The organism is Pseudomonas sp. BNK-45 (assembly GCF_047456255.1).
Lineage (GTDB): Bacteria > Pseudomonadota > Gammaproteobacteria > Pseudomonadales > Pseudomonadaceae > Aquipseudomonas.
This window is the reverse complement of record NZ_CP179909.1, coordinates 2364710-2379000: the sequence shown is the minus strand read 5'-3', so window position 1 is coordinate 2379000 and position 14291 is coordinate 2364710. Positions and strand designations below refer to the sequence as shown.

The following is a 14291-nucleotide window of genomic DNA, read 5'->3' as shown; positions in this document are numbered from 1 at the left end:
GCAGGGCAGCACACCGAAATCGTAGTTAATGATGTCGTTTGCCCCTCGGACACTGCTAGCATCTGCGCTGGATTTTTCTCTACCAGGCCAAGCCCCCAAGTTGCCCATGCTTGAGACGACAGCAACGCCAAGGAACGCATCGCTGCACCCGCCACTGGATACGCGGTATCAGGTCGAAACCCCCGAGGGTATCGATCTGCCGCTGCGACCGGCGGGGTTGCTGGTCCGTACCCTGGCGTTTTCCCTCGACCTGGGCATTCGCGGGCTGGTGCTGGGCCTGCTGTTCATCGTGCTGGGCTTTTTCGGCGAGATCGGCATCGGCCTCGGTTCGATCCTGCTGTTCCTGATCAGTTGGTGGTACATGGTGCTGTTCGAGGTGCTGAACCAGGGCCGCTCGCCCGGCAAGCACCTGATGGGACTGCGAGTGGTTCAGGACGATGGCACCCCCATTGGCTGGAGCGCCTCCCTGACCCGCAACCTGCTGCGTTTTGCCGACATGTTGCCGTTCGGCTACTTCCTCGGCGCCATCAGTTGCCTGCAGCATCCGACCTTCAGGCGCCTCGGCGATCTGGCCGCCGGCACCCTGGTGATCTACCGCGAGCAATCCCTGACCCGACCGCAACTGCCCGACGCCACGCCCCGCTCCGCGCCCTTCGCCCTGAGCCTGAATGAACAACGGGCGATCCTCGGCTTTGCCGAACGCCAGGGCCAGCTGTCTGCCGAACGAACCCGGGAACTGGCAGGCATCCTCGCGCAACCACTGCACGTGCCCGCAGCCCAGGCGACAGCCGAACTCAATGGCATCGCTCGCGGCTTTCTGGGATCCACATGAAACAGAGCCTTTTCGAAAGCCGCCACCAGGCGCAATGGCAACAGTTCGAGCAACTGCTCGACCAGCTCGAGCGGGGTCGCGCCCGGGCCGAAGACTGCCAGACCTTCGTCCAGGACTACCGCCGCCTGTGCCAGCACCTGGCCCTGGCCCAGGAGCGCGGCTACAGCAGTTACCTGATCGATCCATTGCAGCAACTGGTGTTGCGCGGCCATCAGCAACTCTACCGGCAACGCACCGCCATCAGCGCCAATGTCCTGGCTTTCTTACTGGCCGGCTTTCCACGCCTGGTGCGCCAGGAATGGCGCCTGGTACTGATCGCCAGCCTGCTGTTCTTCGGCAGCCTGCTGGGTATCGGCCTGTTGGTGTACCTGTACCCCGAACTGGTCTACAGCCTGGTGAGCCCGCAGCAGGTATCGGAAATGCGCAGCATGTACGACCCCGGCGGCGCACGCCTGGGACGGGTCGCCGAGCGCGCCTCCAGCGAAGACTGGGTGATGTTCGGCTACTACATCATGCACAACATCGGTATCGCCTTTCAGACCTTCGCCAGCGGCCTGCTGTTTGGCCTGGGCAGTGTGTTCTTCCTGTTCTTCAACGGCCTGATGATCGGCGCCATTGCCGGCCACCTGACCCAGATCGGCTTCGGCCAGACCTTCTGGCCCTTCGTCATCGGCCATGGTGCCTTCGAACTGAGCGCCATTGCCCTGTCCGGAGCGGCCGGGCTGAAGATGGGCTGGGCACTGATCGCCCCCGGTCGCCTGCGGCGCGGCGACGCGCTGTTGCAGGCTGCGCGGATCAGCGTGCAACTGATCTACGGGGTGATCGTGTTTCTGCTGATCGCCGCCTTTATAGAAGCCTACTGGTCCTCCATGACCTGGCCGGCGGCCTGGATCAAATACAGCGTCGGCGCCAGCCTGTGGGGCCTGATGCTGGCGTACCTGACCCTGGCCGGACGAGAACCCCATGCGCCTGAGTGATGCCAGTGTGGTGATCCGCCCCCGCACGACCTGGGAAGCCATGGACCTGGGCGTACTCCTGAGCCAGCGCCACCGGTGGCTGCTGATGACCAGCTGGGCCATCGTCAGCCTGCCGGTGTTCGCCCTGCTGAGCCTGCTGCTGTGGCAATCGCCCTCCCTGGCGGTGCTGCTGTTCTGGTGGCTCAAGCCGGCCTTCGAGCCCTTGCCGCTGTTTATCCTGTCCAAGGCTTTGTTCGGTGAAACCCCGAGCCTGGGCCAGGCCCTGCGCCAGTGGCCGCGCCTGCTCAAATCGCAATGGCTGGCCAGTCTGACCTGGCGCCGCTTCAGCCTGAGCCGCAGTTTCGTCCTGCCGGTGGTGCAACTGGAGGGCCTGGACGGCGACGCCCGGCAGCAGCGCCTGGGGGTGCTGTTGCAGCGCAACGCCGGGGCTGCGCGCTGGCTGACGCTGATCGGCATGCACCTGGAGGGCGCCTTGTGGATCGGCCTGCTGGTGCTGTTCTACCTGCTGTTGCCGCAACAGGTCGAGCTGGACTGGAACTGGCAGAGCCTGGTCATTGCCGCCCAGCAGGACTGGCTGTGGCTGGAACACTTGACCAACGCCTTCTACGCCCTGGTGCTGGTGATCTGGGAACCGATCTACGTGGCCTGCGGCTTCAGCCTGTACCTCAATCGCCGCACCGAGCTCGAGGCCTGGGACATCGAGCTGGTGTTTCGCCGCCTGCGTCAGCGCCTGGGCGGCGTCGCGGCGCTGCTGCTGGTGAGCGGCCTGTTGCTGGCGGTGCCGGGCCAGGCGCCGTGGGCAGCCAGCCCCAGCAGTTCCGTGGCCGGCCCCGAAGTGCCCCGGTTGTTGCAGCAACCCCTGACCAGCAAGGCCGCGAAAGACAGCATCCAGGGCATCCTGGATAAACCGCCGTTCAAGAATCAGGAATCGGTCACCCGCTACCGCTTCGGTGAGGAGCAAACAGCGAAAAAGGACGCCAAGGGCAAGCCTCCGGGCTGGCTCAAGAGCTTGCTGGAAAGCCTCGACCAGAATCGCTTCAGCAACCTTGCCAAGGGCCTGGAAATCCTCCTCTGGGGCTTGCTGCTAAGTGCTCTGGGCTGGTTGCTGTGGCGCTACCGCGACTGGCTGCGGGCCTTTGTCGGCCGCCGTCCGCTGCCGCGTAAAAAGCGCCCGGCGCCGATCCCCCAGCAGCTGTTCGGCCTGGACGTCAGCAGCCAGACCCTGCCCGCCGACGTGGCCGCCCACGCCCAGGCACTGTGGGCCAGCCAGCCTCGGGAAGCGCTGGGCCTGTTGTATCGGGCCTTGCTCAGCCGCTTGCTGGAGGACTTTCAACTGCCGCTGAGCGTGGCCGACACCGAAGGTCAGGTACTGGAGCGGATCAAGGCGCTGCAGCAACCGTCCCTGGAAGCCTTCAGCCGCGAACTGACCACCCACTGGCAGAACATGGCCTACGGTCATCGCGTGCCCGGCGCCGACCTGCAAGCGCAACTGTGCGATGGCTGGCGTAGCCTGTTCGGCCCGGGAGCCTGCGCATGAAACACTATCTGTGGGGCGGCCTGGCGCTGTTGCTGATCCTGGTACTGGGCGCTGCCGGCTACTTCCTGTACCGCCACGCCACGCCCTATCAGGAACTGGTCGATCACGGCCCGTCTCCCGAGGCCCAGGCCAATCCCTATCTGGCTGCCGAGATGTTCTTGCGCGAGCGCGGCCTCAAGGTCGACCACGCCAACAGCCTGGAAGTGCTGGCCAGCCTCAAGCCGGTCGGCAACAGCCTGCTGCTGCTCGGCGAGCGCTCCAACATGAGTCCGCACCAGGTCGACCAGGTGCTGGACTGGGCCCGTGCCGGCGGCCGGCTGATCTTTGTCGCCGAAGCCCTGTGGGACGAAGACACCGAGCAAAGCGGCGATTTGCTGCTGGACCGGGTACAGATCCATCAGCAGCTCAGCGCGGACCAGGAACCACCGGTGCAACAGGACGCCGACGACGCCTTTCCGAAACTGACCAAGATCTACCTGGAAGGCGAACAGGCCCCGGCCTACGTCAGCTTCGATACCGACTTTGATCTGGTCGACCCGGACAACCTGGCCCAGTCCTGGGCCAACAGCGCCACGGCCACCCACATGGTCCAGCTCGACTACGGCCAGGGGTCGGTCACCGTGCTGACCGATGCCGACATCTGGAAAACCCCGGGCATCGGTCTGTACGACAACGCCTGGCTGCTGTGGTACCTGAATACCGATACGGCGGTGACCCTGCTGTTCGACACCGACCACCCGAGTCTGTGGCAATTGCTCTGGCGCTATTTCCCCCAGGCGCTGGTGGCCCTGGCACTGCTGATCGGCCTGTGGCTGTGGCAGGCCGGCAGCCGCCAGGGTCCGTTGCAGGCACCGGCCCCCACGGCCCGGCGTCAGCTACGCGAGCATCTGCGGGCCAGCGCCGACTTTCTCCTGCGCCATGGCGGCCAGGCGCCGTTGCTGCAAGCGCTGCACCTGGATATCCGGCGCCGGGCGCGCCGCCGCTATCCGGGCTTCGAGCAATTGCCCAGCGAAGCCCAGTGGGAGGTCCTCGCCCAGCTCAGCCAACAGCCGGTCAGCACGGTGCAACAGGCCCTGCAACCCTTGTCCGGGCAGCGCCTTTCCAGCGCTGATTTCAGCCACCAGGTCGCCCACCTGCAAACACTCAGGAATGCCCTATGAGCGAACAACCCGTCGAATCCCAAGACACCTCCGAGGCTCCAGCGCCACAGGAGCATGCCGCCCAGCAGCGCCAGCGCGCCAGCCAACTGGCCCAGGCCGTGCGCCAGGAACTGCAGAAAGTGCTGATCGGCCAGACCGCGGTGATCGATGACGTGCTGACCGCCCTGATCGCCGGTGGCCACGTGCTGCTCGAAGGGGTTCCCGGCCTCGGCAAGACCCTGCTGGTACGGGCCCTGGCCCGCTGCTTCGGCGGTGACTTCGCGCGGATCCAGTTCACCCCGGACCTGATGCCCAGCGACGTCACCGGCCACGCGGTGTACGACCTGCAGAGCGAACAGTTCAAGCTGCGCAAGGGCCCCTTGTTCACCAACCTGCTGCTGGCGGACGAGATCAACCGCGCCCCGGCCAAGACCCAGGCCGCCCTGCTGGAAGCCATGCAGGAACGCCAGGTCACCCTGGAAGGCCGGGCCCTGCCCATTGCCCAGCCGTTCATGGTCCTGGCCACCCAGAACCCCATCGAACAGGAAGGCACCTACCCACTGCCGGAAGCCGAGCTGGACCGCTTCATGCTCAAGCTGCGCATGGACTACCCGGATGCCGACGAGGAGCTGGACATGGTCCGCCAGGTCGCACGTTCGACCCGCGCCGACATGCTCGATGTGCAGCCCCTGCGCACCGTGCTCCAGGCCAAGGACGTGCTGGCCCTGCAACGCATCGCCAGTGACCTGCCCCTGGACGATCAGGTACTCGACTATGCCGTGCGCCTGGCCCGGGCCACCCGCAGCTGGCCGGGCCTGAGCCTCGGCGCCGGTCCTCGGGCCTCGATTGCCCTGGTCCGTGGCGCCCGGGCCCGGGCCTTGCTGCGTGGCGGCGACTTCGTGGTTCCGGACGACATCAAGGGCTGCGCCATGGCCGTGCTGCGCCACCGGGTGCGGATCGCCCCGGAGCTGGATATCGAAGGACTGTCGGTGGAGCAGGTGCTCAAGCAGATGCTCGAACAGATCCCGGCTCCGCGCCTGTGAGCCGTACAGCACGATGAAACCGACTCGTCTGCTGCTCATCTGGCTGGGCACTCTGGCCGGCCTGGACCTGCTCCTGGGCGCCATGCGCGCCCTGGGCATCCAGGCCATGCCGCGCCTGGACTCGATCGCCTGGGGCCTGTTGCTGGCCCTGTTGCTGCTGGCCCTGCTCGATGCCCTGCGCCTGTCGCGCATGGCCTCGCCCGAGGTCCGGCGCCAGTTGCCCGGCAGCCTGCCCCTGGGGCGCTGGAGCGAAGTGCAGCTGGAGATCCGCCATCCCTACGGGCAGGCGCTGTGCGTGCAACTGTTCGATCATCCGCCTCAGGGCCTGGGCTTCGAGCATCTGCCACAGTCCGTCAACCTGGAGCCCGGCCAGGCCAGCAAGGTCGGCTACAGCGTGCGGCCGCTGCAACGGGGGCATTTCGACTTCGACCAGTGTGAGGTGGCGCTGCCCAGCCCTCTGGGCCTGTGGAGCGCCAGGCGTTTGCTCAAGGTGCACGGCAGCACCCGGGTCTATCCGGACTTCGCCCGCCTGTACGGTGCGCAGTTGCTGGCGGTGGACAACTGGCTCAGCCAGCTCGGGGTGCGCCAGTTGCAGCGTCGGGGCCTGGGCCTGGAGTTCAATCAGCTGCGGGAGTTTCGCGAGGGCGACAGCCTGCGGCAGATTGACTGGAAAGCCACCGCCCGCCAACGCACGCCCATCGCCCGGGAGTATCAGGACGAGCGCGACCAGCAGATCATTTTCATGCTCGACTGCGGACGCCGCATGCGCAGCCAGGACGACGAACTGGCGCATTTCGACCATGCCCTCAACGCCAGCCTGCTGCTCAGTTACGTGGCCCTGCGCCAGGGAGATGCCGTGGGGCTCTACGCCTTCGCCGGGGAGCGCTCGCGCTACGTGGCGCCGATCAAGGGCCAGGCCCATCTGAACGTGCTGCTCAACGGCGTCTACGATCTGCACACCAGCCAGCGTCCCGCCGACTACCAGGCCGCCGCCAGTGAACTGCTGGCCCGGCAGAAGCGCCGGGCCCTGGTGGTGCTGGTCACCAATCTGCGGGACGAAGACGATGAGGAACTGCTGACCGCGGTCAAGCGCATCGGGCGCCAGCATCGGGTGCTGGTGGCCAGCCTGCGCGAGGAAGTGCTCGACCAGTTGCGCCAGAACCCGGTGCAGACCTTGCCCGAAGCGCTGCTCTACAGCTCGGCGGTGAACTACCTGAACGGCCGCGCCGAACTTCACGAACGGCTGAGCGCCCACGGCATCGCCCTGCTCGATGCACGCCCGGGAGAGCTTGGCGCGGAACTGGTCAGCCGTTATCTGGGCTGGAAGAAAGCCGGCAGCCTGTAACGGCAATCGTGCCTGTCAGGCCGACGTCTGCAAGGGATGAAAGCTGAAGTAATGCCGCAGGGCATGCTCCAGCTCGGCGAAGTCGTCGCTCGCTCGCAGCAGGCTGAAACCGCTGTCGTACTGGTGCGGGGTCAGGTCCTCGTGACACCACAGGCACCAGGCGCTGAAGTCGATGAACTGCAGTTGTCCATCACCGCCGGGAACTTTGACCCGCAACTCGAACGCGGCGCCGATCAGCATCGGCAACGGGCTGATCAGCATCAGCCCGTCTGCGGAGATATTGCCCAGGAAACCGACCGGCTTGTCGGTAAACCGATTGAAGACTCTCAAGTAGGACGGCAGTTGATGCCGCTCGATCCGCGGTTCAGTGAACATGCTGGGTATCGCTATGAAAGGCCATTAAGCATGACCGCACTAGTGCATCGGAACGGACCTGCAAGAGCAGCTCGTTCGCCCGGATTCGAGGTGCGAGGAAAATCGTCTGGAGGATTTCAACGCCACTGCCCAGGCAGGAACCGGGCAGTGTTCGAACAACCTGTACAAATGTTAGCTCAAGCGCGAGGGGCAATTACACTGCCCCGCGGCGCTGTGACTTACAACGCAGTACGACGAACTTGCGCCGCACCGTTTGCCGGGTAGTGACCCAGTTGCTGCAAGGTGTCCAGGCGTGCACGGGCACGGTAGGCGTACTCGCTGCTGGGGTACTGGGTAATGATGAACTGATAAGTCTGCGCCGCATCGACGAACAACTTCTGCCGCTCCAGGCATTGCCCGCGCAGCATCGACACTTCCGGCTGGATATAGCGCCGCGCACGACTGTCACGGTCGACCTGGCTCAACTCGAGCATCACGCTCTCGCAGTTGCCACGGTCATAAGCGCGATAGGCGTTATTCAAATGATGGTTCATGGACCAGCGGGTGCAGCCGACAACACTGACGGCCAAGATAGCAATGAGTACGAATCGCATGGGGTATCTCCTGTCTTGTGCAGTGTATCGACTCATCGGCAAAAATCTTCAAGGTTGTTGCGGTAAACAAACAAAGCAATAAGTAGTGCAAACGAACAATGACTACAACTTCGGAGCATAGTAGCCTCTCGTTGCGCTTGAACTCAGGAGTCCGTGCATGTCCGTTCGTCGTACCAAAATCGTTGCCACCCTTGGCCCGGCCAGTAACTCGCCGGAAGTTCTCGAACAGTTGATTCTTGCAGGCCTGGATGTCGCCCGCCTGAACTTCTCCCACGGCACGCCGGACGAGCACAAGGCTCGCGCCCAACTGGTCCGCGACCTGGCAGCCAAGCACGGCCGCTTCGTGGCCATCCTCGGTGACCTGCAAGGCCCGAAAATCCGTATCGCCAAATTCGCCAACAAGCGTATCGAACTGAAGATCGGTGACAAGTTCACCTTCTCCACCGTGCATCCGTTGACCGAAGGCAACCAGGACATCGTCGGCATCGACTACCCGGACCTGGTCAAGGACTGCGGCGTCAATGACGAACTGCTGCTGGACGATGGCCGCGTGGTGATGCGCGTGGAAACCGCCACCGCCACCGAGCTGCATTGCGTGGTGACCGTGGGCGGCCCGCTGTCCGACCACAAAGGCATCAACCGTCGTGGCGGCGGCCTGACCGCTCCGGCCCTGACCGAAAAGGACAAGGCCGACATCAAGCTGGCGGCCGAAATGCAGGTCGACTACCTGGCCGTGTCCTTCCCTCGCGACGCCGCCGATATGGAATACGCGCGCAAGCTGCGTGACGAATCCGGTGGCACTGCCTGGCTGGTGGCGAAGATCGAACGCGCCGAAGCCGTGGCCGACGACGAAACCCTCGACGGCCTGATCAATGCCAGCGACGCGGTGATGGTGGCCCGTGGCGACCTGGGCGTGGAAATCGGCGATGCCGAGCTGGTGGGCATCCAGAAGAAAATCATTCTGCACGCCCGTCGCCACAACAAGGCGGTGATCGTGGCGACCCAGATGATGGAGTCGATGATCCAGAACCCGATGCCGACCCGTGCCGAAGTGTCCGACGTGGCCAACGCCGTGCTCGACTACACCGACGCGGTCATGCTCTCGGCGGAAAGCGCCGCCGGCGCCTACCCGCTGGAAGCGGTGCAGGCCATGGCGCGGATCTGTGTCGGGGCGGAAAAGCACCCCACCAGCAAGACCTCCAGCCACCGCATGGGCAAGGTGTTCGAAAGCTGCGACCAGAGCATCGCCCTGGCCGCCATGTACACCGCCAACCACTTCCCTGGCGTCAAGGCGATCATCGCCCTGACCGAAAGTGGCTACACCCCGCTGATCATGTCGCGCATCCGCTCCTCGGTGCCGATCTATGCCTACTCCCCGCACCGCGAAACCCAGGCTCGCGCGGCAATGTTCCGTGGCGTCTACACCATCCCGTTCGACCCGGCCTCCCTGCCGCCCGAGCAGGTCAGCCAGGCCGCGATCGATGAGCTGCTCAAGCGCGGCGTCGTGGAGAAAGGCGACTGGGTGATCCTCACCAAGGGCGACAGCTACCACACCACCGGTGGCACCAACGGCATGAAGATCCTGCACGTTGGCGACCCGATGGTCTGAGTACCGACCCGCTGCACGAAAAGCCCCGGCGCCGAAAACGCCGGGGCTTTTTCATGTCCGCCGGGAACAGATATCGCCGCCCTCAACCCTTGGCGAGAAACCCGGACAGCGCGGCAATCGCTTCCGGCGACTGCAGGCGCCGGGTGAATTCCATCCCCTCCTGCTCGATGACCTGGCGCAACAGCTCACGGTCCGGCGCCTGCATCAGGCGCTTGCTGATCTGCACTGCGTCGGGCGCCAGCTGACTGAAACGCAAGGCCGCTTCCCGGGCCTTGGCCAAGGTCGCTGCGCCATCCCCCAAAGCCGCAGTGGCAATGCCCCAGGCAGCGGCCTGTTCGCCACTGAAGCCTTCGCCGAGGAGCAGCAACTCAGCGGCCTTGGCCCGCCCCAGCAGGCGCGGCAGGATCAGGCTCGAACCGAATTCCGGACACAGCCCAAGGTTGACGAACGGCATGCGCAAGCGCGCATCACGACTGACGTAGACCAGATCGCAATGCAGCAGCAAGGTGGTGCCAATGCCCACCGCCGCCCCCGCGACCGCAGCCACCACCGGCTTGCGGCAATCGAGCAGGTTGCGCATGAAGTGGAAGACCGGGCTTTCGAGGTCCTTGGGGGGCTGCTCCAGGAAGTCGGCGATGTCGTTGCCGGCGGTAAAGCATTCGCTGCTGCCGCAGATCAGCACGGCATTGATTTGCGGATCGGCGTCCGCCTCGGCCAGGGCCTGGGCCAGGCGACCGTACATGGCACGGGTCAGGGCGTTTTTCTTGTCGGGGCGGTTCAGGCGCAGGGTCAGCAGCCCACCTTCGCGGTGCAGCTCGATGGCATCGGTCATGGAGATCTCGCTTTGGAAAAGTCAGCGCTCAACCACGGGGCAGGAACACATCGGCCAGCAGTTGATTGCGCGGCAGCCCCGCCAGGTACAGGCGCCGGGCAAAGGCTTCGACACTGTCGGGGTGCCCGCAGAGTAAGGCCAGGGTTTGCCGGGAAACAAGCCGCAGTTGCGCCAAGGCCGCCGTCAGCTCGGCCCCCTGCCACAGCTCGACACTCAGTTGCGGGCGGTTCGCCGCCAGCGCAGCCAAGGGTTTGGCCAGGTAATGTTCGGAACTGTCATGGGCCAGGTGAATGAGACGGATAGGGCCTTGGTGATCCTGCCGCAAGGCCTCGCGCAGAACGCCAAACAACGGCGCCAGCCCGGTGCCCGCCGCCAGCAGCCAAAGGGGCCGTTGCTGCCAGTCGGGGTCGTAGTGCAAGGCACCACCGCGCAACTCGCCCAGAGAGAGGGTATCGCCCACCTGCAACTGGCGCGCCGCATCGCTGAATTGCCCCGGGTGCCGACAGTCCAGGTGAAACTCCAGGAAGCGGTCTTCTTCCGGCAGGCTGGCCAGGGAGTATGGCCGGGCCACCTGAGTGGCCGTCCACAGCACCAGGTGCTGGCCGGCGCGATAACGCAACGGCCGTTCAGGTTGCAGGCGCAAGCGCAGGACCGAGGAAGACAGCCAGTCCAGCCCGATCACCCTGGCCGGCTGGCCATCGCGCTGCGGATTGAACGTCTCGACCTGCAGATCCTCCACCACCTGGCACTGACAGGCCAGGCGCCAGCCGCGACGGCGCTGCTCATCGCTCAGGGCATCCGGCCGACTGTCGCTGGGCAGGCCCTGGACACAGTGCACCAGACAGGCGTGACAACTGCCGGCGCGGCAACTGTAGGGCACCGCCACCCCGGCCTGATTCAAGGCATCCAGCAGATTGCTGGCCGGCGCCACCGACCAGCGCCGGCTACCGACGGTCAATTCAGGCATCGAGGTTTTCCCAGGCGGCCGAGCAACGATTGCGGCCATCGCGCTTGGCCCGGTACAGCGCCTGGTCGGCCCGCTGCAGAGCGACGTCCAGGTCATCGCCGGCCTGCAGCAGGGTCATCCCCGCGGACAGACTCAGGTCACGCACATTCAGGCCCACCAGCTGCACCTCCATGAAGGCCAGGCGCAGGCGTTCACAGCAGGAGGTCAGGCGCTCGGCATCACACTCGGGCAGCAGGACCACGAACTCCTCACCGCCGTAGCGCGCCAGTACATCGCCGTCCCGCAGGCAGGCGCTGGCCACTCCGGCGAAGGCCTGCAACACCTGATCCCCCGCCGCGTGACCATGCAGATCGTTGATGCGCTTGAAATGATCCAGATCGATCAGTGCCAACCCATGCACCTGCTCCTGGCCCATGGCCTGCAGTTCACGACTGGCATTGCGCAGGAAGTGCCGGCGGTTGAACAGGCCGGTGAGTTCGTCGGTGGCCACCAGATCCTCCAGTTGCCGCATCATTCCCCGCAGCGTGTCCTGGTGGGCCTGCAAGGCAAAACGCCGCTGCCGCATGCGCGAGCGCGAAGCCTGCACATAGGCGGCGTACAGGCACATCCACACCAGCATCACCAGCAACACACAGACTTGCAGCGCCGCCAGTTGCGGGTCCTCGAGGACAAAACGAAAACCGTCCCACAGGTTGACCCCGGCAAAGCAGAAGAAGATCAGCGCCGCGCAGCGCAGGTAGGCACGCCGGGACAAGTGAAACAGGCCGAACAGCAGCGGCAGGATATAGAACACCAGGAAGGCGCCGCGGGCCTGATCCAGATGGGCAATCAGCCAGGTCTGCCAGGCAATGCCCAACACCACCTGGACCTCGGTCAGGCTGGGGTCGGCAAAGCGCAGGTTGCGCCCACTGGTGAAGACCCAGTACAGCACCCCCTGGCTGGCCACCACCAAGGCGCTGCCCAACAGTGCACTGCTGATGGAGGCGCGATAGTGCCCCGTAAGAACGGCCAGCCAGAACAGCAGCAGGATCAGTCCGTACGTGCCAGCGGCAATGCTGAAGCGCTTGAACAACAAGCTCTGGATGGCTTTATGGGTCAATCGTCGATTCACCGTGAGAAAGGAGGCTTAAAGAGTGTCCTACCCTGCAGGCCAGTTGCCACTTTAGTGCTGCGCCCTGCAAATGACTATCCAAATTTTAAGCCGTGTTCCGCGCTTTCGCCGCCGATCCACGCAAGAACGGTGCCCATCCGATAGGCGACTTTCGTTTGCCCGGCTGGCGGGTGTGCCAGGCCCCCAGGCGCGGTATACTGCCGCGCCTTTTTAGCGTCGCGCCAGTTGTCTGTCCGGCGTGCCTTAGAAGGTGCCTGCAACCGACCGATGTACCCCGCTGCAGCCACCTTATTAAATGTTCCCGTCTTTTAGAGGAGCGCGACTCATGACCGTGATCAAGCAAGACGACCTGATTCAGAGCGTTGCCGACGCCCTGCAGTTCATTTCCTACTACCACCCCGTGGACTTCATCCAGGCGATGCACGAGGCCTACCTGCGCGAAGAATCGCCGGCCGCCCGTGATTCCATGGCGCAGATCCTGATCAACTCGCGCATGTGCGCCACCGGCCACCGGCCGATCTGCCAGGACACCGGCATCGTCACCGTGTTCGTTCGCGTGGGCATGGACGTGCGCTGGGACGGCGCCACCATGAGCCTGGACGACATGATCAACGAAGGCGTGCGTCGCGCCTACAACCTGCCGGAAAACGTCCTGCGCGCCTCCATCCTCGCCGACCCGGCAGGTGCCCGGAAAAACACCAAGGACAACACCCCGGCGGTCATCCACTACTCCATCGTCCCGGGCAACACCGTGGAAGTGGACGTGGCGGCCAAGGGCGGCGGCTCCGAGAACAAGTCGAAGATGGCCATGCTCAACCCGTCCGACTCGATCGTCGACTGGGTGCTCAAGACCGTTCCGACCATGGGCGCCGGCTGGTGCCCACCGGGCATGCTGGGCATCGGCATCGGCGGCACCGCCGAGAAAGCCGCGGTGATGGCCAAGGAAGTGTTGATGGAGTCCATCGACATCCACGAGCTCAAGGCTCGCGGCCCGTCCAACCGCATCGAAGAAATGCGCCTGGAGCTGTTCGAGAAGGTCAACCAGCTGGGCATCGGCGCCCAGGGCCTGGGCGGCCTGACCACCGTGCTCGACGTGAAGATCATGGACTACCCGACCCACGCCGCCTCCCTGCCGGTGTGCATGATCCCCAACTGCGCCGCCACCCGCCACGCGCACTTCGTGCTCGACGGCTCGGGCCCGGCCGCACTGGAAGCGCCACCTCTGGACGCCTACCCGGAAATCGTCTGGGAAGCCGGTCCGTCGGCGCGTCGGGTCAACCTCGACACCCTGACCCCGGAAGAAGTACAAAGCTGGAAACCGGGCGAAACCGTGCTGCTCAACGGCAAGATGCTCACCGGCCGCGACGCTGCGCACAAGCGCATGGTCGAGATGCTGAACAAGGGCGAAACCCTGCCGGTGGACCTCAAGGGTCGCTTCATCTACTACGTTGGCCCGGTTGATCCGGTAGGCGACGAAGTGGTGGGCCCGGCCGGTCCGACCACCGCCACGCGGATGGACAAGTTCACCCGGCAGATCCTCGAGCAGACCGGCCTGCTGGGCATGATCGGCAAGTCCGAGCGCGGCCCGACCGCCATCGACGCGATCAAAGACAGCAAGGCCGTGTACCTGATGGCCGTCGGCGGCGCCGCCTACCTGGTGGCCCAGGCGATCAAGAAGTCCAAGGTCCTGGCCTTTGCCGAACTGGGCATGGAAGCGATCTACGAGTTCGAGGTCAAGGACATGCCGGTGACTGTCGCCGTGGACAGCAAAGGCGAGTCGGTCCACATCACCGGTCCCGCCATCTGGCAGAAAAAGATCAGTGACAGCCTGGCGGTAGAAGTGCAGTAAGCCCTTCTTTCGTCTGGCCAAAGCGGCGGCGCTGTTGAGACAACGGCCCGCCGCTTTTTTATGCCGCGCCCTTGCGCGACAC

The 14291-nt window shown here is 64.8% G+C and carries 13 protein-coding genes; 8 read left to right on the top strand and 5 right to left on the bottom strand.

Going from position 1 to position 14291, the window contains the following annotated elements:
• Positions 1 to 106 precede the first annotated feature (106 nt).
• From ACMGG8_RS11115 to ACMGG8_RS11090, 6 genes are read left to right on the top strand one after another with little or no spacing between them, the layout of a single operon-like run.
• A complete protein-coding gene (locus ACMGG8_RS11115) occupies positions 107 to 832 on the top strand; it encodes an RDD family protein (protein ID WP_414159583.1) in 726 nt (241 codons plus the stop codon).
• Complete coding sequence (locus ACMGG8_RS11110) at positions 829 to 1809, top strand: stage II sporulation protein M (RefSeq protein ID WP_060842005.1); 981 nt, start codon at positions 829 to 831, stop codon at positions 1807 to 1809. Before ACMGG8_RS11115 ends, ACMGG8_RS11110 begins: the two co-directional genes overlap by 4 nt.
• Positions 1796 to 3346, top strand: coding sequence for a DUF4129 domain-containing protein (locus ACMGG8_RS11105; RefSeq protein WP_235759736.1), 1551 nt, complete (start codon positions 1796 to 1798; stop codon positions 3344 to 3346). The genes ACMGG8_RS11110 and ACMGG8_RS11105 overlap by 14 nt, the downstream gene beginning before the upstream one ends.
• Complete coding sequence (locus ACMGG8_RS11100; RefSeq protein WP_414159582.1) at positions 3343 to 4506, top strand: DUF4350 domain-containing protein; 1164 nt, start codon at positions 3343 to 3345, stop codon at positions 4504 to 4506. The genes ACMGG8_RS11105 and ACMGG8_RS11100 overlap by 4 nt, the downstream gene beginning before the upstream one ends.
• On the top strand, positions 4503 to 5528 hold the full coding sequence (locus ACMGG8_RS11095; RefSeq protein ID WP_060840747.1) for an AAA family ATPase: 1026 nt from the start codon (positions 4503 to 4505) through the stop codon (positions 5526 to 5528). The genes ACMGG8_RS11100 and ACMGG8_RS11095 overlap by 4 nt, the downstream gene beginning before the upstream one ends.
• 13 nt (positions 5529 to 5541) lie before the next feature.
• Entirely contained in the window at positions 5542 to 6873 is a 1332-nt protein-coding gene (locus ACMGG8_RS11090) for a DUF58 domain-containing protein (protein WP_060844450.1), read from the top strand.
• A gap of 15 nt (positions 6874 to 6888) precedes the next feature.
• Here ACMGG8_RS11090 and ACMGG8_RS11085 read toward each other — a convergent pair whose 3' ends face one another.
• Positions 6889 to 7248, bottom strand: coding sequence for a PilZ domain-containing protein (locus tag ACMGG8_RS11085; RefSeq protein ID WP_060840749.1), 360 nt, complete (start codon positions 7246 to 7248; stop codon positions 6889 to 6891).
• 218 nt (positions 7249 to 7466) lie between these two features.
• Entirely contained in the window at positions 7467 to 7841 is a 375-nt protein-coding gene (locus ACMGG8_RS11080; RefSeq protein WP_060840750.1) for a hypothetical protein, read from the bottom strand.
• 157 nt (positions 7842 to 7998) lie between these two features.
• On the opposite strand from ACMGG8_RS11080, the gene pyk reads away from it, so the two are divergent.
• The gene (gene pyk, locus ACMGG8_RS11075; protein ID WP_016963242.1) at positions 7999 to 9450 is read left to right on the top strand and encodes a pyruvate kinase; all 1452 of its coding nucleotides are present in this window, start codon (positions 7999 to 8001) and stop codon (positions 9448 to 9450) included.
• A gap of 82 nt (positions 9451 to 9532) precedes the next feature.
• Here the strand turns inward: pyk and ACMGG8_RS11070 are convergent, their stop codons facing one another.
• From ACMGG8_RS11070 to ACMGG8_RS11060, 3 genes are read right to left on the bottom strand one after another with little or no spacing between them, the layout of a single operon-like run.
• The gene (locus ACMGG8_RS11070) at positions 9533 to 10282 is read right to left on the bottom strand and encodes an enoyl-CoA hydratase-related protein (RefSeq protein WP_414159581.1); all 750 of its coding nucleotides are present in this window, start codon (positions 10280 to 10282) and stop codon (positions 9533 to 9535) included.
• Positions 10283 to 10310: 28 nt separating this feature from the next.
• Positions 10311 to 11249, bottom strand: a complete 939-nt coding sequence (locus ACMGG8_RS11065) for an iron-sulfur-binding ferredoxin reductase (RefSeq protein ID WP_060844452.1) — start codon at positions 11247 to 11249, stop codon at positions 10311 to 10313.
• Positions 11242 to 12348 carry a sensor domain-containing diguanylate cyclase gene (locus ACMGG8_RS11060; RefSeq protein ID WP_060844453.1) on the bottom strand — a complete coding sequence of 369 codons (1107 nt, stop codon included), beginning with the start codon at positions 12346 to 12348 and terminating at the stop codon, positions 11242 to 11244. The genes ACMGG8_RS11065 and ACMGG8_RS11060 overlap by 8 nt, the downstream gene beginning before the upstream one ends.
• A gap of 337 nt (positions 12349 to 12685) precedes the next feature.
• Here ACMGG8_RS11060 and ACMGG8_RS11055 point away from each other — a divergent pair, with 337 nt between their 5' ends.
• Positions 12686 to 14209: a fumarate hydratase gene (locus tag ACMGG8_RS11055; RefSeq protein WP_060840754.1), complete on the top strand. Its 1524-nt coding sequence runs from the start codon at positions 12686 to 12688 to the stop codon at positions 14207 to 14209.
• Positions 14210 to 14291 lie beyond the last annotated feature (82 nt).

Excerpts from the sequence above, each read along its gene's own strand:
- ACMGG8_RS11085 (WP_060840749.1), bottom strand. The coding sequence starts at position 7,248 with ATGTTCACTGAACCGCGGATCGAGCGGCATCAACTGCCGTCCTACTTG.
- ACMGG8_RS11080 (WP_060840750.1), bottom strand. The coding sequence starts at position 7,841 with ATGCGATTCGTACTCATTGCTATCTTGGCCGTCAGTGTTGTCGGCTGC.
- ACMGG8_RS11110 (WP_060842005.1), top strand. The coding sequence starts at position 829 with ATGAAACAGAGCCTTTTCGAAAGCCGCCACCAGGCGCAATGGCAACAG.
- ACMGG8_RS11115 (WP_414159583.1), top strand. The coding sequence starts at position 107 with ATGCTTGAGACGACAGCAACGCCAAGGAACGCATCGCTGCACCCGCCA.
- ACMGG8_RS11065 (WP_060844452.1), bottom strand. The coding sequence starts at position 11,249 with ATGCCTGAATTGACCGTCGGTAGCCGGCGCTGGTCGGTGGCGCCGGCC.
- ACMGG8_RS11070 (WP_414159581.1), bottom strand. The coding sequence starts at position 10,282 with ATGACCGATGCCATCGAGCTGCACCGCGAAGGTGGGCTGCTGACCCTG.
- ACMGG8_RS11095 (WP_060840747.1), top strand. The coding sequence starts at position 4,503 with ATGAGCGAACAACCCGTCGAATCCCAAGACACCTCCGAGGCTCCAGCG.
- ACMGG8_RS11090 (WP_060844450.1), top strand. The coding sequence starts at position 5,542 with ATGAAACCGACTCGTCTGCTGCTCATCTGGCTGGGCACTCTGGCCGGC.
- ACMGG8_RS11100 (WP_414159582.1), top strand. The coding sequence starts at position 3,343 with ATGAAACACTATCTGTGGGGCGGCCTGGCGCTGTTGCTGATCCTGGTA.
- ACMGG8_RS11055 (WP_060840754.1), top strand. The coding sequence starts at position 12,686 with ATGACCGTGATCAAGCAAGACGACCTGATTCAGAGCGTTGCCGACGCC.
- pyk (WP_016963242.1), top strand. The coding sequence starts at position 7,999 with ATGTCCGTTCGTCGTACCAAAATCGTTGCCACCCTTGGCCCGGCCAGT.
- ACMGG8_RS11105 (WP_235759736.1), top strand. The coding sequence starts at position 1,796 with ATGCGCCTGAGTGATGCCAGTGTGGTGATCCGCCCCCGCACGACCTGG.